Below are 18,762 nucleotides of genomic sequence, written 5' to 3'. Positions count from 1 at the left end.
CCACTTGGAGCCAAGCGCGCTTTTCATGCGAGCAGAACGCGGGCCTGCTTCATGGGGCTCTCTGAGAGGATCGGATTAAGCTGGATCGCTGCTTGCAGACCGACTTGCTTTTTGCTTGTGGGTAGAAAATATGCAGGCTCCGCACCCGGCGATTGCTCCGGTCGCGATCCGCCGCAAGGACACATCGCATGCTGCAAACGCGCTTCTGGGCCGAGATGACATGGACCGACTTCCAGAACGCCGAGATGGGCGATGTCATCGCCGTTTTGCCGGTCGCCGCCATCGAGCAGCATGGTCCGCACCTGCCGCTTGGCGTCGACGCCTTCATCATGGATGGTTACATTGCGCGCGTCGCGGCGCGCTTGCCGCGTGAGTTGCCGGTCTTGTTCCTGCCGGTGCAGAGCTGCGGCTGTTCAATCGAGCATACCGATTTTCCCGGCGCTTTGAGCCTCTCGGCGACGACTGCGATCCGCGCTTGGACGGAGCTCGCCGAATGCGTCTTTCGCGCTGGCTGCCGCAAGCTGGTTCTGCTCAATTCGCACGGCGGCAATGTCGGCATTCTCGACATTATCGCGCATGATCTTCGCGCGAGGCTAGGCATGTTTGTGGTGATGGCTTCCTGGCATCGTTTCGGTGCGCCGGACGGCCTTTTTTCCGACGAGGAAAAGACGCATGGCGTTCACGCCGGCGACATGGAGACATCGCTCATGCTGAGTTTTCGTCCCGACCTCGTGCGTCCTGAGGAAGCGGCCGATTTTGCGCCGGAGAGCATCGCGATCGAAAGCGATTTCAATTGGCTTCGCGTCGGTCGTCCGACCGGCTTTGGTTGGATGAGCCAGGATCTTTCTGAATCAGGCGCGATGGGCGACGCCAGCGCCGCGACTGCGCGCAAGGGCGAGGCCTACGCCGATTATGGCGCGACGGCTTTTATCGAATTGCTGCAGGACATTGAGGGGTTTGATCTCGCGCGGCTCAAGCAGAGGCCGGGCGAATGAGCCTGCGCCCCCTCGACGCTCCGCGCTTGAGATTCAGCTCCTTTTCGAAGCGCAAGGCGCTGCCGCCGTCTTCGTAATAGTCGTCGATGGCCGCAAAATTCCGGTAGCCGCTTTTCTCATAGAGCGCGATTGCGACGGCATTGTCGGTGCGAACCTCAAGACGCATGACCAAGGCGCCGCGGGCGCTGGCCGCCTGCTCGCTTGCATTGAGCAGAAATCGGCCGAGACCGCGCCCCTGTTTTGCGGGATCCAGCGCAACCGAATAGAGCCGCGCGAGGAGGGATCCCTTGCGGAAGGCGACAAGGCTGTAGCCAGCGACGCTCTTGTCGGCGATGAGAACGAGCAGGAGACAAGTCTTCGCGGTCAGGAAGTAGCGCAGACTGCGGCGCGACAGCCGGTCTCCTTCAAATACAGTATTCTCAATGTTTTCGATGGCGTCGAGATCTGCGGGCTTCGCCGCTCGGACGAGGGGTTCCTGCCCGCGCACGCCTATTCCGCTCGCCATGGGAACGTCCAGGTCTCGGTCAGCGCCTTCGATCCCGTGCGGAGAAAAGCGCGCAGGTCAGTGGACTGGCCAGGGTCGAGCTGAACGTCGATCACCGCGCGAAAGCCTTTAATGTGGCTGTTTGGAACAATGAAAGACCTCAGGATCTTGCCCTGGCTGGTCGAGGGGACGACCTCGACCAGTTGCGGATCCGAGGCGTAATGGGCGAGGTCGCCGCCGTTGAAATCGATGATGAAGCGCCGCGATCCGGACGGCGTCGGATCGGCGGAGCCGAGCGCCGCCGCCGTCGTTTGATAGGTATTGAGCGCGCGCCCATTGGGGGAGAGCCGGGTCAGATCGAGGCTGGCGGAGAGACGATAGCCGTAGCTGAAAGGTTTGTTCGGCTCCGGCGCGTCCTTGGGCGCGAAAGAAGCGACGATATTATCATTGGTCTCGTGTTCGGTCGGCAATTCGACGAGATCGATGTGGCCTTCGCCCCAGCTGTCCCTCGGTTCAACGAAATAACCCGGCCGCATTTCGTAAGCGAGGTCGAGATCCTGATAATGGCCGAAGTCGCGGTCGCGCTGGAGCAATCCAAAGCCGCGAATGTCGCGGTCCAAGAACGAAGATATCTCGGGCTTTGGCGGATTGCGCAAAGGGCGCCAGATCCACTCGCCGGTGGCGGAATGGATCAGCAACCCGTCCGAATCATGCAGTTCCGGACGGAAGTCTTCATTGGAGCGGCGTTCATTTTCGCCAAGAAAAAACATCGAGGTGAGAGGGGCCAAGCCGAATTTGACGTCGGCCTTGCGCGGGAACAGCGTTGCGGAGACTTCGATCGTCGTCTCAGCGCCCGGATAGAGATCGAAGCGGAAGGCGCCCGTCGTCAATTGGCTGTCGAGCAGCCCATAAATCGTCGCCCGGTCGGCGTCTTCCGGCATATCGATCCAGAACTCGCGAAAGAACGGAAATTCTTCCGAGTCGCTTCCAGGCTGAATGGCGAGCGCGCGCGCCGACATGCCGTAGCGTTGATCGCGGCCAAGCACGCGGAAATAGCTGGCGCCAAGAAATGCGATCGTCTCGTCAAAAATTTTCGGCGAGTTCAACGGATAATGCAGCCGAAACCCGGCGAACCCGAGATTGACCGGCAAAGGCTTGTCGAGCTTGGTGCGGCCATAGTCGAAAAGACTAGCGGTATAGGGGATCGGAGTTGGAATGTCGTCGCGGATCGTATTGATTGTCACCGGCCGGTTATAGAGATGGCCGAGATGGAAAAGCTGAAGTCTAAACAGGCTTCCGTTGCCGGCGAGGAAAGCCTTCTCTGGACGAAACCGGATGTCGCGCCAGGCGTCGAAGTCAAGCTTGCTCACAGCTTCGGGCAGAGCCGGATTTCCGGCCTCGAAATGGGCGGTCGCGAGGTCGCGCGCTCTGCGCACGACGTCGTCAAAGTCGAATCTCGGCGGCGCTGACGCCGTCTGCGCAGCTACAGATCTCATATTTGAGGTCAAAGCGCTGGAGGCGAGAAGACCCTTAACGAGCGTGCGGCGATTCAGATCGATCATGAGCATGCTGAATTGAGTGTGGCGCCGCCCCCCGAAGGGGTAAGCTTGAGCTTACGGGGTAGTGACCTTTTGGGATGGCGGCAAGGGTTATAGCGCAAATCCCGCTAGAATTTTGCAACCCAGAAAGCTCCGTGGACCATCAAAGGGCGATGGATTGACGCAGGAATCGGTTTTGCGCCGCCCATTTGCGTCAAGAGCCGCATATTTTTCCAAAAAAAGCTTGTATTCGGCGCGAATCCCCTTATTTGTGACATCGCCCTATTTCGCACGTGCCTGTGGTCGTGTGTCGGTTGGCGGGGATCCGGACAAGAGGCCGGTTAGCCGCCTATTAAGGACCGACAGCCGGAGGCGAACCGGCGAACCCCGCCAAACGGGGGACGCGACTTAAAGCAACGACGGACCGGGCTTTTTCGTCTCTGTCAGCCTCCAAAGCTGACGTACCGAAGAGGCTTGTCTATCTTGCCGGGCGTGCGGAGAGGTATTTCCACTCCAAGCGAAGGCCATGATCGCTTCAGGCGGCGCATTCGCGTTCGTCTGCGGTGAAAGTGTCCACGGCGCAGCATCAGACCGCTTGTGTTCTGCGAGGTTTCCTTCGCGGAAGCGCAATCGGTCGCGACTGGCGGGTCAACTGAAACGGTCGCGTCTCCATAGCGCGGACGGTTTTTCAGCATCGCCTTTCACCCCGAAGCTTATTCGTTCCGGTGCGGGAGACCCGCGCCCTTCGAAGGGATGCCGCGATGACCGATCGCATTTTGGAGTTTCTCCGCAACCGCCGCGAAGACGGGCCGTGCCTCGTGCTCGACCTCGATGTCGTGCGCGACAATTATAATTCATTCATTGACGCCATGCCTGATACCCGCGTGTTCTACGCGGTGAAGGCCAATCCCGACCCGCGCGTTCTCGAGCTGCTGGCCCGTCTTGGCTCCTGCTTCGACACGGCTTCGGTCGGCGAGATCGAGCAGGTCCTGGCGAGCGGCGCGAGCCCCGATCGCATCAGCTATGGCAACACGATCAAGAAGGAGCGCGATATTCTGCGCGCCTATCAGCTTGGCGTGCGCCTGTTTGCGGTGGATTGCGAGGCGGAAGTCGAGAAGATCGCGCGCGTTGCTCCGGGGGCCAAGGTATTCTGCCGCTTGCTCTGCGACGGCGCTGGCGCGGAATGGCCGCTGTCGCGCAAATTCGGCTGCGACGCGGAGCTGGCCCCACGGGTGCTCGAGCGCGCGCATCGGCTTGGCCTCGTTGCTTTCGGCTTGTCGTTTCACGTCGGATCGCAACAGCGCAATCCCGGCATGTGGGATGGCGCGTTGAAGGCCGCCTCGACCATTTTCCGCGATCTCGCGGAGCGCGGCATTGCGCTTCAAATGGTCAATCTCGGCGGCGGGTTTCCGACCAAATATCTGAAGAACGTTCCGGCGGTAAAGGCCTACGCGCAGTCGATCATGCGCTCGCTGCATAGGCATTTCGGCAATCATATTCCCGAGACGATAATCGAGCCGGGTCGCGGCATGGTCGGCAACGCCGGGATCATCGAGGCGGAAGTGGTGCTGATCTCGAAGAAGTCTTCGGACGACGCTGTGAGATGGGTCTATCTCGACATAGGAAAGTTTAACGGTCTCGCAGAGACGATGGACGAGATGATCCGCTATCCGATCAGAACGGCGTTTGACGGCGATGAGACCGAGCCTTGCGTTCTCGCCGGGCCGAGCTGCGATTCTGTCGATGTTCTCTATGAGAAGGAGCCCTATTTCCTTCCCATCAGTCTCGAGATCGGCTCGAAGGTGCTCATCGAGGGAACAGGCGCCTATACGACGACCTATTCCACGGTTGGCTTTAACGGCTTCCCGCCGCTGAAGTCCTATGTGATCTGAGCAGCGCGCTGCTTGAAACGCCTGGCGGCGGACGCGTTTTCTTCCCGCACATGCCGCTTTCCTTGTCCCGTACGGCCGGCAAAGGCTCAGTTTTGAGCCTTTGTACGGTGCGAGGGTCGTCACGCAATCCCGGTTTTGCGCCGGCGGAGGCTCTGATGACCTCGATCTCGACCCAAATCGATCGGCAGGCTCCCTTTTTCATCGGAGATGTCAGCGAACCTGATATCTATATCGGCGACGAAGAGCCGCCCGATTTTTTTGCCCGCGAAGCCTTGCTTGACGAGGCTTTCGGCGTGGCGCGTTGCGAGAAAACCGCCGAACGCTTGCGCGAAGGCAGATTGCCGGCGGCTGGGCTTTCGCTGGCGATGAAGACTGCGGATGCGTTGATCGGCACTCTACGCATGTGGCATGTCGAGGCGGGCGGCGTCGACGGTTTGCTGCTCGGCCCGCTTGCGGTCGCGACAGCCTATCGCTCGCGAGGTTTTGGCCGCAGGCTCATGGCTGAGGCTTTGTTCCGGGCTTTCGTCGCAGGTTATGAAGCGTTATTGCTGGTTGGAGATGCGCCTTATTATGAACCATTCGGTTTTTCCCGGCGCCACACGCTTGATCTGGTTTTGCCCGGCCCGGTCGATGATGCCCGTTTTCTCGCGCTTGAGCTCAAGGCGGGTGCGTTAAAAGGGGCCAAGGGTCTCGTCAAGGCGACCGGGCTCCGCGATTTTTCTCGGGATTTGGCGCAATTCCGCCAAGCCGCCTGATCGGTTTTTTCGGTGGCGATGACGATGCGGACCAGGCGCCGGGCTTGGTTCCGCGCACGCAATGAAATTGACGTCCCGGACTCGGCGTCCTTGAGCTGATGTTGCTGCCTTGCAAACTCAAGGCAGGCTTTTTCCCGTGGACTGCGGGACCATTCCTCGATTCGACTTTTGGGAGATACAAGAATGGCGAATTGGCCCGTGCATGGCTCGATTACTGGCCCGATCGTGATGATCGGTTTCGGTTCGATCGGGCGCGGGATATTGCCGCTCATCGAGCGCCACTTCACGTTCGATAAATCACGCGTCACCGTCATCGATCCTGACGACAAAAATCGCCGCCTTCTCGACGAGCGCGGCATCACCTTCATCCAAAAACCCGTCACGCGGGAGAATTTTGTCGACTTTCTGACGCCTTTACTCACGGAAGGCGAAGGCCAGGCGTTTGTCGTCAATTTGTCTGTCGACGTGTCGTCCGTCGCAATCATGGGCCTCTGCCATGAACTCGGCGCGCTTTACATCGACACTGTCGCTGAACCTTGGCTGGGGTTTTACACCGACGCTCGGCTGAGCATATCCCAACGCTCAAACTATGCGCTGCGCGAGGCCGTGCTCGACCTCCGCCGCGCCGTTGGGCCCGGGCCGACGGCAATTTCATGCTGCGGGGCTAACCCAGGCATGGTGTCCTGGTTCGTCAAACAGGCGCTGCTGAACGTCGCCACCGATTGCGGCATAGATCCGGGCGCGCCGTCGTCGCGGGCCGATTGGGGACGACTCGCGCAAAAGGTCGGAGTCAAAGGCATCCATATCGCGGAACGCGATAGTCAGCGCGCTCGCTCGCCGAAGCCGGCAGGCGTTTTCGTCAATACATGGTCTGTCGAGGGGTTCATTTCAGAAGGCTTGCAGCCCGCCGAACTCGGTTGGGGAACGCATGAAAAGCAATTGCCGCCAGAAGGCAAACGGCATCCGTTCGGACCCGATTGCGCGATCTATCTGATGCGGGCTGGCGCCGGCACGCGCGTGCGCACGTGGACTCCGTCGGGGCGGGCGCAGCACGCCTGGCTGGTCACCCATAATGAAGCGATCTCGATCGCCGATTATTTCACCGTGCGCGAGTCCGGGGAGGTCGTCTATCGGCCGACCTGCCATTACGCCTACCGCCCAGCCGATGACGCAATCCTCTCGCTCGACGAAATGGCGGGCGCGCAATGGCAAGAGCAGAAGGCTTGGCACATCCTTGGCGAGGAGGACATTCTCGACGGCATGGATGAGCTCGGCGTGCTGCTCTATGGCCACGCCAAGAACGCCTATTGGTACGGCTCGCAACTCTCCATCGAAGAGACGCGGCGGCTCGCGCCTTACCAGAACGCGACGGGGATGCAGGTGACGTCCGCCGTCGTCGCCGCCATGGTCTGGGCGCTGGAAAATCCGACAGCCGGCATCGTCGACGCCGACGAAATCGATTTCCGCCGATGCCTCGAGCTGCAGCGTCCCTATCTTGGGCCGCTCATTGGACAATATACGGGTTGGACGCCGCTAAAAGGCCGCGGCATTCTGTTCCCTGAGGATATCGATGTGGAAAGCCCGTGGCAGTTCAAGAATGTGATCGTAAGGTCCTAGGCGGCGGCGAGCGATCTTGCCTGTCAATGGACTGATTCCATTGACAGGCGGAGACGCCCTCTGAGGAATTCTGCTTCGTCCGCCTATTCCGCTGCGAGCTTTATCGGCCGCCCATCGTGCCGGAACTGCTCAAGCAACGCTTGTTCTTCCGCCTTCGCCGCCTCAAGGCTCCGCAGCTTTACATGGCCAAAGCCGCGGATTTTCTCCGGGATCGCCGCAAGCGCTACAGCCAGCGCATGATTGCCGGGCGACAAATTGTCCAGAATCTCGCCCAGCAAAGCCTCATAATCCGTGATGAGTTTGCGCTCGAGACGCCGCTCCTTCGCATAGCCAAAAACATCAAGCGGAGTGCCGCGTAAAAACCTCAGCCGCGCGAGCGCCTTGAAGACCGGCATCACCCATGGGCCAAAGCTCGTCTTGATCGCTTCGCCTTTGGCGTTCTTGCGGCCAAGAAGGGGCGGGGCGAGATGAAACTCGAATTTGAGATCGCCTTCGAACGCGGCCGCGATCTGTTTCGCGAAGGATCCATCCGTATAGAGCCGAGCGACCTCATACTCATCCTTGATCGCCATCAGCTTGAATAGAGCCCGCGCAACCGCGTGAATGAGCTCATCGGCTCCAGGCGTCCTCGCCTTCTCGATCTCGCCGGTGCGCCGGATGAGGCTGAGATAGCGGCGCGCATAGGCGGCGTTCTGGTAATCGGTCAAAAAGGCGGTGCGCCTTGCAATCGCCTCGTCGAGCGTCCGCGCTTGCTTTGGCGCTATGGCGTCGGGGCGCAACGACTGGATAACGGCAGAAACGGCGGCGGGGTTGGCGGCGGCGCGGCGGCCCCATAAAAACGCCAGCTTATTCATCGCGACCGCTTCGCCGTTGAGTTCTATCGCCCGCAAGAGCGACGCCTCCCCAAGGGGCACGAAGCCTTGCTGCCAGGCATGGCCGAGCATAAACATATTGGCCGCAATCGAGTTGCCGAGCAGGGCTGTCGCCGTAGCCGTCGCGTCGACGAAGCGAAGACCATCGCCAGCCGCGCGCGATATCGCGCGTTTGATCCGCTCATCGGGCAATGTGAAATCAGCGTCGCGGGTGAACTCGCCGGGATAGATTTCAGCAATGTTCACGAGGACGCCGGTCTCGCCTTTGCGGATCGCCGCAAGAACTTGCTGCGAGCCTGAGACGACGAGATCGCAACCAAGAACCAGATCGGCCTCGCCGGCGGCGACGCGAATCGCATGAATGTCTTCGGGCTTTGCCGCGAGCTTGACGTGGCTGAAGACCGCGCCGCCTTTTTGCGCAAGGCCCGCCATATCGATCGATCCGCAGCCCTTGCCTTCGATATGCGCCGCCATGCCGAGAATGGCGCCGATGGTCACGACTCCTGTGCCGCCGACGCCAGTGATCAGAACGCCATATGGCCGCGCGCCGAGCTTGGCGATCTGCGGCTGCGGAGGAGCCGGGAAATCAAACGCAATCTGCGCCGCGGCTTTTTTCGGCTTGGCTCCGTGCACGGTCACGAAGGAGGGACAAAATCCGTCGACGCAGGAAAAATCCTTGTTGCAGCTCGATTGGTCGATCACCCGCTTGCGGCCGAATTCCGTGTCGAGCGGCTGGATTGAAACGCAATTGGACGCGACGCCGCAATCGCCGCAGCCTTCGCAAATCAATTCATTGATGATGACGCGCTTGTCCGGATCAGGGAAATCGCCGCGCTTGCGCCGGCGGCGCTTTTCGGCGGCGCAGGTCTGATCATAGATCAGCGCAGTGACCCCAGGCACGGCGGCGAGCTCGCGCTGAACTTCCTCGAGTTCATGACGGTCATGAATGGCTATGCCCGCAGGCCATTGCAGCTCGGGCGAATATTTGTTCGGCTCGTCGGTCACGACTACGACGCGGCTGACATTCTCGGCGGCGACCTGACGCGCGATCCGATCGACGGACAGGCCGCCTTCGAGCCGTTGGCCGCCGGTCATGGCGATCGCGTCGTTGAACAAGATCTTGTAGGTGATATCGACGCCCGCCGTGACGGCGAACCGCAAGGCCAGGACGCCGGAATGATTGTAAGTGCCATCGCCTAGATTCTGGAAAATATGCGGGCGCTTCGAGAAAGGCGCCTCGCCGACCCAATTGGCGCCCTCGCCGCCCATCTGGGTGAAGCCCTCGGTGGCGCGATCCATCGACTGCGCCATGTAGTGGCAGCCGATGCCCGCATTGGCGCGCATGCCGTCCGGCACTTTTGTCGAGGAATTGTGCGGACAGCCGGAGCAGAAATAAGGAGAACGGACGGCAAGCGTCTCGCCGCCGCTGAGCATGGCTTGAGCCCGTTCCAGCCTTTGCACGCGGCGCTCGAGCCTGTCGCTGTGATTAAAGCGCAGCAGGCGCCGCCCGATCGCTATCGCGATGTCATTGGCGTCGAGAGCGCCGGTGACGGGGAACAGCCAGCGGCCGGATTCATCCTTTTTTCCGATGCAGACCGGCTGATTCGGCGAACCATACAGCTCTTCCCGCACCTGCGTTTCGATGAGCGATCGCTTTTCCTCGACGACGATGATGAGATCGAGCCCTTGCGCGAAGTCCCGCAAGCCGACCGGCTCGATCGGCCAGACGCAACCGATCTTGAGCAGCCGCAGACCCAGCGCATTGGCCTCCACCTCGTCGAGTTCAAGGTCCTCCATCGCCTGCCGCACGTCGAGATAGGATTTTCCCGCCGCGATCACGCCGATTTTGGCGTTTGGGCCGCCGGAGGTGATGACCCTATTCAGGCGATTGGCGCGCAACCAGGCGAGCATGGCGTCGCGCTTGAAATTATGCAGGCGCTTTTCCTGCTCGAGGATTTTGTCGCTTCGGCGAATGTTGAGGCCGCCTGGCGGCATCGCGAAATCCGTCGGCGTCACAGGACGCACGCGATCCAGCGAACCGTCGATCGAGCCGGTCGATTCGACCGTATCCTTGAGGCATTTGAGGCCGACCCATGCGCCGGTAAAGCGGCTCATCGCATAGCCGTAAAGTCCGTAATCGATGATTTCCTGCACGCCCGCCGGCGAGAGAATCGGCATCATTACGTCGACGAATGTAAATTCGGATTGATGCGCGGTGGTCGACGATTCGGCGGTGTGGTCATCGCCCATCAACGCCAACACGCCGCCATATTGCGACGAGCCCGCCAGATTCACGTGGCGGAAAACATCGCCGCTGCGGTCAACGCCCGGACCCTTGCCGTACCAAAGCGCGAAAACGCCGTCGAATTGGCCCTCGCCGCGCATTTCGGCCTGTTGCGCCCCCCACACCGCGGTGGCGGCCAGATCCTCATTGAGGCCAGGCTGGAACAGAATGTCATTCTGCTGAAAAACAGTCTCGGCGCGAATGAAATTATGATCGAGGCCGCCGAGCGGCGAACCTGGGTAGCCTGAGATAAATCCAGCAGTTTTAAGCCCGGCGCGCCGGTCGAGCTCCTTTTGCATGAGCAAAAGACGAACAACAGCCTGCGGCCCCGAGACGAAGATCCGCTGTTTGGTCAGGTCATATTTGTCGGCGAGGGACGTGGATTTAAGGTCCTCGACGAGGTCGAGCGGGCTTTTCACCGCGTTCGCCATCGCTTGTGTCTCCTGCCGGACGCGAACCCAGCCGTAAAAACCTGGATTGGCCAGCGTAAGCCTGGAAGGCGCTGTTGCATCGATTCTAGAGCATGATTCCGAAAAGGCGGAGCGTTTTCAGATCAAATCATGTGTTCAAACATTACGCTCTAGCGGGTTTTCCCCCGCGGATGCAACTTCCCCGCCGCCGGACCTTTGCGCCGCGGCAAATCTATTGCGCCGGCTCCGGCGTTTTGACAGCCCGGTACACATAGGCCGATTCAACGTTCGCTTCTTCTTCCTTGGCGTGGCGCCCACCCGCCGCGATTTCAGACACAAGGTGATGATTAGGCGACAAATGGCAAACCGGGTCGGTCGCCCGGGCGTCGCCGGTAAGGGCCAAGGCCTGGCAACGGCAGCCGCCGAAGTCGATTTCTTTGCGCGGGCAGGAACGGCAGGGCTCCTGCATCCAGTCCGTACCGCGGAAGGCGTTAAACGCCGGCGAGCGGAACCAGATATCCTCGATTGAATGATCGCGCACATTCCAGAATTCCAGTTCCGGAATGGTTTCCGCCGCATGGCAGGGGAGGGCCTTGCCCGAGGGCGTGATATTCAAAGTGCGTTTGGCCCAGCCGCCCATGCAGGCTTTGGGGTAACGGGCATGATAATCGGGGATCACATGGTCGATCACGATGACGCCGGCATAGGTGTTGCGCAGCGCCTCGACCTCAGCGATCGCAGCCGCGGCTTGCGCCTCCGTGGGCATCAGGGCGGCGCGATTGACGAGGCCCCAGCCATAATATTGCGTGTGCGCGATTTCGACGCGCCGAGCGCCGAGCATGACGGCAAGTTCGACCATTTTGCCGGCGCGCGCGACATTGGCGCGGTGAATGACGGCGTTGACGGTGAGCGGCAGGCCGGCCGCCGTGATCCATGCCGCGACCGATTGCTTGCGCGCAAAAGCCCCTTGATAGCCGGCGATGCGATCTGCGGATATCGCCTCGGAATCTTGGATCGACAGCTGGGCATGGTCGAGCCCGGCGGCGGCCAAGGCCTTGACGCGATCCTCGTTCAGGCCGATGCCCGAGGTAATCAGATTGGTGTAAAGGCCGATCGCCGCGCAATGGGCGACGATTTCGACGAGATCGCGCCGCGCCGCCGGTTCGCCGCCGGACAAATGCGCGTGCAGAACGCCGAGCGCCGCAGCCTCCGAAAAAACCTTTTTCCACGTCGCGGTGTCGAGCTCGTCCGAGCGCGCCTCGAGCTCCAGCGGATTTGAGCAATAGGGGCAGCCCAGCGGACAGCGGTGCGTCAACTCGGCGAGTAGGCCGACGGGGGTGGGAGTCTTGACCGGTGCGTTCATAGATCCACCATGCGTTTGGCGGCAAGATCCGCGAGCAGCGCGCGCACATCCGTATCGATCCTGGCGCGGTCAGCCGAGTAAGTCGCCGCCAGATCATCAACGATGGCCTCGATCGTCGCGACTCCGTCGCAGCGTTGCAGGATGGCGACAGCTATGGGATCGACCTTCACCACCCGTTCGGGCGCGAGCAACAACCATTCGCCGCGCGTATCGTCATGTTTCAGTCGGACGCCGCGGGGCAAGCGCGGCGCGGCGCCAACCAGCTGCCCGGACTGGCTCATGCTGCAACTCCATGAGCCTTCGCCACGGTCCCCGGAGCCCAGGCGCCGGGCGGGAGGGCTTTGTCGACATAGGCGCTCCACAGCGCATCGAGCTGCGCCCAAAGCACGGAGCATTTGAATTCGAGGGCCTTGATGACGAGATCCTGCTCGGCGCGGGTCTCCGCATGATTTTTCACATAGTCGAGGGCGAAATCGGCGTCGCGCTTGGCCTGTGGCGGCCGCGCGGAAAAATAAGCAAGCGTGTCTTTGCTGACGAAATCATAATGCGCCAGCATGCCTGACACGCGCTCGCTGATGATGCCGGGGGAAAACAACTCGGTCAGCGAAGACGCGATCGCCTCGGTAAGTGTGCGGGTCCGGCAGAATTCGATGTAGGCTTCGACCGCGAACCGCGTGCCGGGAAGAATGCCCTCCGTCGAAATCACATAATCGCGTGAGAATCCGAGGCTATCGGTCAGCTTGAGCCAGCGCTCGATGCCGCCGTCGCCTTCGCGCAGGCCATCATGATCCTCAATGCGCTTACGCCATTGCCGACGATCTTCGGCGTTGGCGATGCGGGTCAACACCGTCGCATCTTTGATCGGAATCATCGCCTGATAATAATAGCGATTGAGCGCCCAGGCCTGCACTTCTTCGTAGGTGCAGGCTCCGCTATGCAGACGGTGATGAAAGCGATGCAAATTATGGTAGCGCTCGGCTCCGACTTGGCGCAACTTCGCCTCGAGTTCATCGCTGGTGAGTTTTTGCGCTGAAAGCCCGCTCATAACACTACCTCCATGCCATCATAAGCGACGTCCCACCCGGCCTTTTCGACGCTTGCGCGTTCTTTGGAATCCTCAATCAAAACCGGATTTGTATTGTTGATATGGACATAGATTTTTTTGGCGATTCCGCTAGAGGCGAAACGCGCCAGAGACCCGTTTTCACCGCTCATCGCGACATGACCCATGCGGAATGCCGTTTTCGACGACAGACCGAGCGCGACCATCTCATCATCCGTGAAGGTCGTGCCATCGAAGAATAAGAGATTCGCGTCGCGCAAACGTTTTAAAACGCGCTCATTTATTTCGGCGCAGCCGGGAATATAGAAGAAGGCCTTGGCCCCGTCGCTGATTTCAAGACCGACCGTAGTCTCGCTTTCGGCGCCGACATCGACCTTGTCGCCCTCGAGATAAAGCGGGATTTTGCCGGGAACGGCGAATGCGGTGACTTTCAACCCGATGCCGACATCGATAGTAGATTCAAGCTCAACCGGCGCTGTGCGCACGAGCGTTTTATTCAGGACGCCAAATACGCTCGATCCGTTAACTTCGGCCAAAGTCGTATGGCTGCCGAAAAGCGTAAATCCCTGCTGCTCGCGCAAAATTAGAAGGCCAGCCAGATGATCTATGTCGCCGTTGGTCACAAATACAGCGGAGATCGGAGACTGTCGGCTCGCTCCGCGGGGATGGAGCGCAGGAGAAGAGATAATTTGTTGCCGAAGATCGGGCGATGCATTCAAAAGCAGCCAGCGCTCGCCATCGGCGCTCACTGCTAAACTTGATTGGCTACGCTGCCTGACGCGCTTATCCCCACTCCAAGCTAGCTGGCAAACGGGACAGTTACAGTTCCATTGCGGGAACCCACCGCCCGCCGCCGAGCCAAGAACGAGTATGCGCAAGGCGCGAGCCAATCAACGGTTTAGAGAAGCCTTAGCTTCAGATCTCAGCGGAAGCGTAGCTGGTGACTTCCATGCCGACGCAAACTTCGGTGATGACGGGGGTTGTCCAAGCCATATTAATCTCCTTAAAGCGGCGATGAGCCGGGCTGATGTTTCCTACCTTAGAACAGGTCGTAGCCCGTCCGGTATCTCATATAACATCGCGCATATCGTTTCGCCATCAATTTTTTTGCGGCATCTCTGCGAGAAATGTGAGTAAGCAATTGATTTGCAACGAGTAAAGGAGGGCTGCGAATGCATAATGTTAGATTCGATGGAAACCATAGTCGTTCCCGATTGAACGTTACAGCCAGGGACGTTGAGCGGCTGCGCGTTCTTCGTAGGTTGCGATCTGTCCATCTTTTTCAATGGTCAAGCCGATGTCGTCGAGTCCGTTCATAAGGCAGTGTTTGCGAAACGCATCGATCTCGAATTTGATGAGCCCGCCGTCAGGTCCGCGAATTTCCTGCTGCTCCAGATTAATAGACAGAGTGGCGTTCGCGCCGCGATCAGCGTCGTCCATGAGTTTGGCGAGATCTTCGGGAGACACGACGATTGGCAGAATTCCGTTCTTGAAGCAGTTATTGTAGAAAATATCAGCAAAGCTCGTCGAAATGACGCAACGGATCCCGAAATCGAGCAATGCCCACGGCGCATGCTCACGCGACGAGCCGCAGCCGAAATTATCTTCTGCGACGAGAATCTGAGCTTTGCGGTAGGCGTGTTTGTTCAACACGAAATCGGGATTCTCCGAACCGTCCTCAAGATAACGCATTTCCGCGAACAGCCCGCTGCCGAGGCCCGTGCGCTTGATTGTCTTCAGATATTGCTTCGGGATGATCATGTCGGTGTCGACATTGGTGATTTTCAATGGTGCGGCGACGCCGGTCAGCGAAGAGAATTTTTCCATGATCGATCCCAATTGCGTAAAAATGGACGCCTTCGTCTCAAACTCATCCTCATATGGGATTGAACCAGCATAGCGGCGAGTTCGGGCTTTGAGGCGTTCTGCGTGGCGGCCCTTCTCCTTGGAGACGGGCCTTATGGACCGGTGAAGGGAGCCGCCGTCGGTTGTTGGGAAGGTTACTAGCAACGCGCCGATCTGGAAGCAAATCCGTTGCTGCTGGAGCCAAGCGATTGCGTTGTGCGGCTTGCTCCAGTTGCCAGAGGCGCAGGCGCAATCAAGCATAGACGGATGCAGCTTCCCGGCGAACCAATTCCAGGAGTTCCGTCAGGCGTGAAAGCTGCGCAGATTCCGCCAGGGTAGAAAGCTCGCATGTCATTGTCGCGATATAGTCAGCGGACGACTTAGCGAGCGCGGCAAGTTCTGCGGACATTTCCGCCACATATTCAGCAGTCTCGGATGCGCTCGCTCCAATGCTGTTATTTTTGGCATTGAAATCATCCGCAACGCTTTTCGCAAAGCTGGCTGCTTTTCGGTTTGTACGCTCTTTAGCCATCGCGCTCATCCTGTTTCCACAAAGTAACGGTCATCGAACACTGCGGGCGTTCGCGCTGGGTCTTGCGGTTGCGAACGCACGCTGCCGATGACGTACTGTACATAATGCACAGAATGTTGCAACACGAAATGTACAGAATCATAAAAAATTACGTTGGGTGCAATTTGGCGGCGCCCGAGCGGATTCTGATGTCCGCCGCGGGCCTTAACGGAAGCGATCACTCGTCGTTCCCAGCGGCTTTTTCCGAGGCGCCCGCTCCAGCAAATTCCATTCGCCCGCGCGTATATTGCCGAACACTTTGCATGCCCACTCGATCTGAATGTTCAAGATTGGGCTGGCGTTATGGCTCACGAGGTCGAAACGATCCTTGGCGACCCGGCGGATCGTCTTTAGATAGCGCCGTCCATCGGTCAGCCGCACTGCGGCTTCCCATCCGTCCGCTTCGCTTCGCGTTTGCGCGACCTTCCAGCAGATGACGATATCGCCCGGATCATAGCGCGGCCACATGCTATCGCCGACAATTTCGAACGCCACGGCCCCATCGGGGACGGCGTAGGGGATTTCAATTTCCGCGAACCCTTCCGGGGGCTCCTGCTCAAAATCCGCGTCGATCACTGCGCCGGCGCCGATGCGGCCGACAAGGCGAACGATATTTTTGGGTACTGGCCGCGCTTCGGCCTCGCCCTCGCCAGTGAGAAGCCACGCGGCGCTCGTTTCGAACGCGGCGGCGTAGCGCTCGGCGATTGCAAGCCGCAAGCCGCGCTCGCCATTCTCATGGCTGCGATAGGTATTCTCATTCCATGCGAAAGCGCGCGCCGCGTCGGTCGCATTTTCAAAACCAGCCTTCTGCCGGGCGGTCTGCAATCGTTCGTGGGGCTGTTCCATCAGGCAATTCTAACAAAACGTGTTGTACGTTTCTACCCTGATGTTGTGAGTTTCTACTTTATCAATGCGCATTCGCCCTCTGCGCCATTGATTAGGCCCCGCCCCGACTCACCTTGCGCGTTCTTCGATCGCCGCCATATCGTCGTCGGATAGTCCAAAATGGTGCCCGATCTCATGCACGAGAACGTGGGTGACGATGTCGCCGAGCGCATTGTCCTCATCGGCCCAGAAATCCAGGATGGGACGCCGGTAAAGCCAGACCATATTGGGAAATTGCCCTGTCGCCATTGAGGCTTCGCCGTGCGCGAGACCGCGGCCGCGAAAGAGGCCAAGCAGTTCGAATTCGCTCTCGCAATTCATCTCCTTCAGCGTCGCATCGTCGGGAAAATCTTCAACGCGGATGATGACGCCCTCGCAAAGCTGGCGGAAATCTTCCGGCAGTCCGGCGAAAGCCGAATTGGCCATCCGATCGAAATCGCCGAGCGATGGCGCGATGACGTTGGTCCAGTCGAAGGGCGGGGAGGTCATGATGAAACCCTTAGGTCGAGTGCTTCTCTATCCGTGAGTGGCCCGATCGCGTCGTTTGATCCGCACATAAAGCGCCCCAGCGCCGCCGTGCGATCGCGAAGCCTCCTCGAAGCCGAGCACGATGGAATGATATTCGGGGCCGCGCAGCCATTGCGGCACCTGCCGCCGCAAAACGCCGGCAGTCCCACCCTCCGAGAGGCTTTGGCCGCCCTTGCCGGTGACGACGAGGGCGACCTTAGCGCCGTCGCGCTGCGCCGACGCCAGAAATTGACGCAGGGCCGCAAAGGCTTCCTGCCGCCGCATTCCATGCAAGTCGATCACGGCGTCAGGCGCGGCGCGCCCGCGCGACAGCCTTTGCCGCAGCCTGCGCTCCAATGGCGCGAGGGGAGGAGCTTTTGGCCGTTCCACGAGAGCCGGTTTTTGCGGCGGGGGTTTTTCCGGTTGAGCAGCCGTCTTAGGCTCGGGCTGCTTGATCGGAACCGGAGTTTCCTTTGGCGTCGGTATCTGCGGCACAGTGCTGGACGGGCGCGCCGCAATGGTTTTAGTGACCGTGAGCCAGAGCTCAATCTCCTCCGCGCTCAGGCGGCGGAGACGTCCCCTGCCGAAAGCCGGGATGCTTTCCCTCACGGATCCAGCCCTTCTTCGCGGGGTAGAAAAACAATGAAATCGCCTCTGTGCCGAACGACGCCAGCGCGCGCGCCGGCGTCGTCGCCCGAGCCAAAGAAGATATCGGCGCGCGCTGCTCCGACAATAGCAGAGCCGGTATCCTGCGCAATCATCAGGCGGCGCAAGGGCGTCGGACTTTTGCTGCGCCAGGGCAGCGCGGCGTCGATCCAAACCGGCGTCCCATAGGCGTAAAGAGCGCGGTCGATGGCGATCGATCGCAAAGGCGTGAGGCTGAGGCCGGCGCCGCCGACTGGCCCCGCCTCTGGTTCGAGCGAAGCGTCGAGCGCGAAGAAAACATAGGACTTGTTGCGTTGCATCAGCGCCGCTCCGGCCTCGCCGGGCTTCTGGCCGTGCGAGCGAACCCAATGTTTGAGCGTTGCGAGCGACATTTCGGCGGCGTCGATTTCTCCGCTTTCGATCAAAATGCGCCCGATTGACGTATAGCTCTGGCCATTGCGTCCGGAGTAGACGAGACGCAAAAGCCGGCCGTCAGCAAGGCGCACCCGGGCGGAGCCTTGCACCTGAATAAGGAAAACCTCGACTGGATCGCGCAGCCAGACGATCGGCGCCGCCTGGGACTCGATCGCTCCGGCTTCTATCGCGGCGCGGTCGGGATAGGGAGTGCGTGACGTCAGATCTTTTGGGCGCGAGAGAATGGGCGCGATGAAGTCGGCAGTTCGCGTCAGCGATCCCTCGACGATCGGCTCGTAATAGCCGGTGAAGAAGCCCTCGCTCTCGCCGGCCGGGGTGCAGATTGTCCGAAAAGGTCGAAAATGCGTCTCGAAAAAACGCCGCGCCTCCGCGCGCGAGAGGTTTCGCGCCAAAGCGCTGCGGCAAATCGCCTTGAAGGCGGCTGATGGCGCAATCGCCTGGCGCAGCGGCGAGCGGTCTGCGAGGATGGGAGCGCAAGAGCGCTGAAAAACCGCGAAGGCCTCGGCATGATCATCTTCCGCAAAGCCTGCCAGCTCTCCGAACGACAATTTCGCCAAAGGCCGCGGCGTTGCCTCGATCGATGCTTCAGTCATCACCCGGA

The 18,762-nt window shown here is 60.0% G+C and carries 17 protein-coding genes; 4 read left to right on the top strand and 13 right to left on the bottom strand.

Annotated elements, in window-relative coordinates; translation table 11 throughout:
- Window positions 1–188: 188 nt before the first annotated feature.
- Window positions 189–995: a creatininase family protein gene (locus WDN46_19970; GenBank protein ID MEJ0095594.1), complete on the top strand. Its 807-nt coding sequence runs from the start codon at window positions 189–191 to the stop codon at window positions 993–995.
- Here the strand turns inward: WDN46_19970 and WDN46_19965 are convergent.
- Both WDN46_19965 and WDN46_19960 read right to left on the bottom strand, forming a co-directional pair.
- The gene (locus WDN46_19965; GenBank protein ID MEJ0095593.1) at window positions 973–1,500 is read right to left on the bottom strand and encodes a GNAT family N-acetyltransferase; all 528 of its coding nucleotides are present in this window, start codon (window positions 1,498–1,500) and stop codon (window positions 973–975) included. The two genes, WDN46_19970 and WDN46_19965, sit on opposite strands and share 23 nt — an antisense overlap.
- On the bottom strand, window positions 1,485–3,041 hold the full coding sequence (locus WDN46_19960; GenBank protein MEJ0095592.1) for a glucan biosynthesis protein G: 1,557 nt from the start codon (window positions 3,039–3,041) through the stop codon (window positions 1,485–1,487). The genes WDN46_19965 and WDN46_19960 overlap by 16 nt, the downstream gene beginning before the upstream one ends.
- A 737-nt stretch (window positions 3,042–3,778) precedes the next feature.
- Between WDN46_19960 and WDN46_19955 the strand changes: the two genes are divergently transcribed.
- The 3 genes from WDN46_19955 (at window position 3,779) to WDN46_19945 (ending at window position 7,281) form a co-directional block, all read left to right on the top strand.
- Window positions 3,779–4,909, top strand: coding sequence for a type III PLP-dependent enzyme (locus tag WDN46_19955; GenBank protein ID MEJ0095591.1), 1,131 nt, complete (start codon window positions 3,779–3,781; stop codon window positions 4,907–4,909).
- 155 nt (window positions 4,910–5,064) lie between these two features.
- Window positions 5,065–5,664: an N-acetyltransferase gene (locus WDN46_19950; GenBank protein ID MEJ0095590.1), complete on the top strand. Its 600-nt coding sequence runs from the start codon at window positions 5,065–5,067 to the stop codon at window positions 5,662–5,664.
- A 183-nt stretch (window positions 5,665–5,847) separates the two neighbouring features.
- Window positions 5,848–7,281: a saccharopine dehydrogenase C-terminal domain-containing protein gene (locus WDN46_19945; GenBank protein ID MEJ0095589.1), complete on the top strand. Its 1,434-nt coding sequence runs from the start codon at window positions 5,848–5,850 to the stop codon at window positions 7,279–7,281.
- 83 nt (window positions 7,282–7,364) lie between these two features.
- Here WDN46_19945 and WDN46_19940 read toward each other — a convergent pair whose 3' ends face one another.
- The 11 genes from WDN46_19940 to WDN46_19890 form a co-directional block, all read right to left on the bottom strand.
- Window positions 7,365–10,868 carry an indolepyruvate ferredoxin oxidoreductase family protein gene (locus WDN46_19940; protein MEJ0095588.1) on the bottom strand — a complete coding sequence of 1,168 codons (3,504 nt, stop codon included), beginning with the start codon at window positions 10,866–10,868 and terminating at the stop codon, window positions 7,365–7,367.
- A gap of 211 nt (window positions 10,869–11,079) precedes the next feature.
- Window positions 11,080–12,210 carry a pyrroloquinoline quinone biosynthesis protein PqqE gene (gene pqqE / locus WDN46_19935; protein ID MEJ0095587.1) on the bottom strand — a complete coding sequence of 377 codons (1,131 nt, stop codon included), beginning with the start codon at window positions 12,208–12,210 and terminating at the stop codon, window positions 11,080–11,082.
- On the bottom strand, window positions 12,207–12,491 hold the full coding sequence (gene pqqD, locus WDN46_19930; protein ID MEJ0095586.1) for a pyrroloquinoline quinone biosynthesis peptide chaperone PqqD: 285 nt from the start codon (window positions 12,489–12,491) through the stop codon (window positions 12,207–12,209). The genes pqqE and pqqD overlap by 4 nt, the downstream gene beginning before the upstream one ends.
- Window positions 12,488–13,255, bottom strand: coding sequence for a pyrroloquinoline-quinone synthase PqqC (gene pqqC, locus WDN46_19925; GenBank protein ID MEJ0095585.1), 768 nt, complete (start codon window positions 13,253–13,255; stop codon window positions 12,488–12,490). Before pqqC ends, pqqD begins: the two co-directional genes overlap by 4 nt.
- Window positions 13,252–14,151, bottom strand: a complete 900-nt coding sequence (gene pqqB / locus WDN46_19920) for a pyrroloquinoline quinone biosynthesis protein PqqB (protein ID MEJ0095584.1) — start codon at window positions 14,149–14,151, stop codon at window positions 13,252–13,254. The genes pqqC and pqqB overlap by 4 nt, the downstream gene beginning before the upstream one ends.
- Window positions 14,152–14,494: 343 nt before the next feature.
- Window positions 14,495–15,100, bottom strand: a complete 606-nt coding sequence (gene leuD / locus WDN46_19915) for a 3-isopropylmalate dehydratase small subunit (GenBank protein ID MEJ0095583.1) — start codon at window positions 15,098–15,100, stop codon at window positions 14,495–14,497.
- 271 nt (window positions 15,101–15,371) lie between these two features.
- A complete protein-coding gene (locus WDN46_19910) occupies window positions 15,372–15,650 on the bottom strand; it encodes a hypothetical protein (protein ID MEJ0095582.1) in 279 nt (92 codons plus the stop codon).
- 204 nt (window positions 15,651–15,854) lie between these two features.
- On the bottom strand, window positions 15,855–16,535 hold the full coding sequence (locus WDN46_19905; GenBank protein ID MEJ0095581.1) for a S24 family peptidase: 681 nt from the start codon (window positions 16,533–16,535) through the stop codon (window positions 15,855–15,857).
- Between the two features lie 108 nt (window positions 16,536–16,643).
- Complete coding sequence (locus WDN46_19900) at window positions 16,644–17,063, bottom strand: metallopeptidase family protein (GenBank protein MEJ0095580.1); 420 nt, start codon at window positions 17,061–17,063, stop codon at window positions 16,644–16,646.
- 27 nt (window positions 17,064–17,090) lie between these two features.
- Window positions 17,091–17,690 carry a Smr/MutS family protein gene (locus tag WDN46_19895; GenBank protein MEJ0095579.1) on the bottom strand — a complete coding sequence of 200 codons (600 nt, stop codon included), beginning with the start codon at window positions 17,688–17,690 and terminating at the stop codon, window positions 17,091–17,093.
- Window positions 17,687–18,754 (bottom strand): MltA domain-containing protein, encoded by a 1,068-nt coding sequence (locus WDN46_19890; GenBank protein MEJ0095578.1) that lies wholly within the window; start codon window positions 18,752–18,754, stop codon window positions 17,687–17,689. The genes WDN46_19895 and WDN46_19890 overlap by 4 nt, the downstream gene beginning before the upstream one ends.
- Window positions 18,755–18,762 lie beyond the last annotated feature (8 nt).

The organism is Methylocella sp. (genome assembly GCA_037200525.1).
Classification (GTDB): Bacteria; Pseudomonadota; Alphaproteobacteria; order Rhizobiales; family Beijerinckiaceae; genus Methylocapsa.
This window is presented reverse-complemented; position numbering and strand designations above follow the sequence as displayed.

Excerpts from the sequence above, each read along its gene's own strand:
- WDN46_19905 (MEJ0095581.1), bottom strand. The coding sequence starts at position 16,535 with ATGGAACAGCCCCACGAACGATTGCAGACCGCCCGGCAGAAGGCTGGT.
- WDN46_19965 (MEJ0095593.1), bottom strand. The coding sequence starts at position 1,500 with ATGGCGAGCGGAATAGGCGTGCGCGGGCAGGAACCCCTCGTCCGAGCG.
- WDN46_19945 (MEJ0095589.1), top strand. The coding sequence starts at position 5,848 with ATGGCGAATTGGCCCGTGCATGGCTCGATTACTGGCCCGATCGTGATG.
- WDN46_19950 (MEJ0095590.1), top strand. The coding sequence starts at position 5,065 with ATGACCTCGATCTCGACCCAAATCGATCGGCAGGCTCCCTTTTTCATC.
- WDN46_19900 (MEJ0095580.1), bottom strand. The coding sequence starts at position 17,063 with ATGACCTCCCCGCCCTTCGACTGGACCAACGTCATCGCGCCATCGCTC.
- WDN46_19910 (MEJ0095582.1), bottom strand. The coding sequence starts at position 15,650 with ATGGCTAAAGAGCGTACAAACCGAAAAGCAGCCAGCTTTGCGAAAAGC.
- pqqC (MEJ0095585.1), bottom strand. The coding sequence starts at position 13,255 with ATGAGCGGGCTTTCAGCGCAAAAACTCACCAGCGATGAACTCGAGGCG.
- pqqD (MEJ0095586.1), bottom strand. The coding sequence starts at position 12,491 with ATGAGCCAGTCCGGGCAGCTGGTTGGCGCCGCGCCGCGCTTGCCCCGC.
- WDN46_19970 (MEJ0095594.1), top strand. The coding sequence starts at position 189 with ATGCTGCAAACGCGCTTCTGGGCCGAGATGACATGGACCGACTTCCAG.
- WDN46_19955 (MEJ0095591.1), top strand. The coding sequence starts at position 3,779 with ATGACCGATCGCATTTTGGAGTTTCTCCGCAACCGCCGCGAAGACGGG.
- pqqE (MEJ0095587.1), bottom strand. The coding sequence starts at position 12,210 with ATGAACGCACCGGTCAAGACTCCCACCCCCGTCGGCCTACTCGCCGAG.
- WDN46_19960 (MEJ0095592.1), bottom strand. The coding sequence starts at position 3,041 with ATGATCGATCTGAATCGCCGCACGCTCGTTAAGGGTCTTCTCGCCTCC.
- WDN46_19890 (MEJ0095578.1), bottom strand. The coding sequence starts at position 18,754 with ATGACTGAAGCATCGATCGAGGCAACGCCGCGGCCTTTGGCGAAATTG.
- leuD (MEJ0095583.1), bottom strand. The coding sequence starts at position 15,100 with ATGGAAAAATTCTCTTCGCTGACCGGCGTCGCCGCACCATTGAAAATC.
- WDN46_19940 (MEJ0095588.1), bottom strand. The coding sequence starts at position 10,868 with ATGGCGAACGCGGTGAAAAGCCCGCTCGACCTCGTCGAGGACCTTAAA.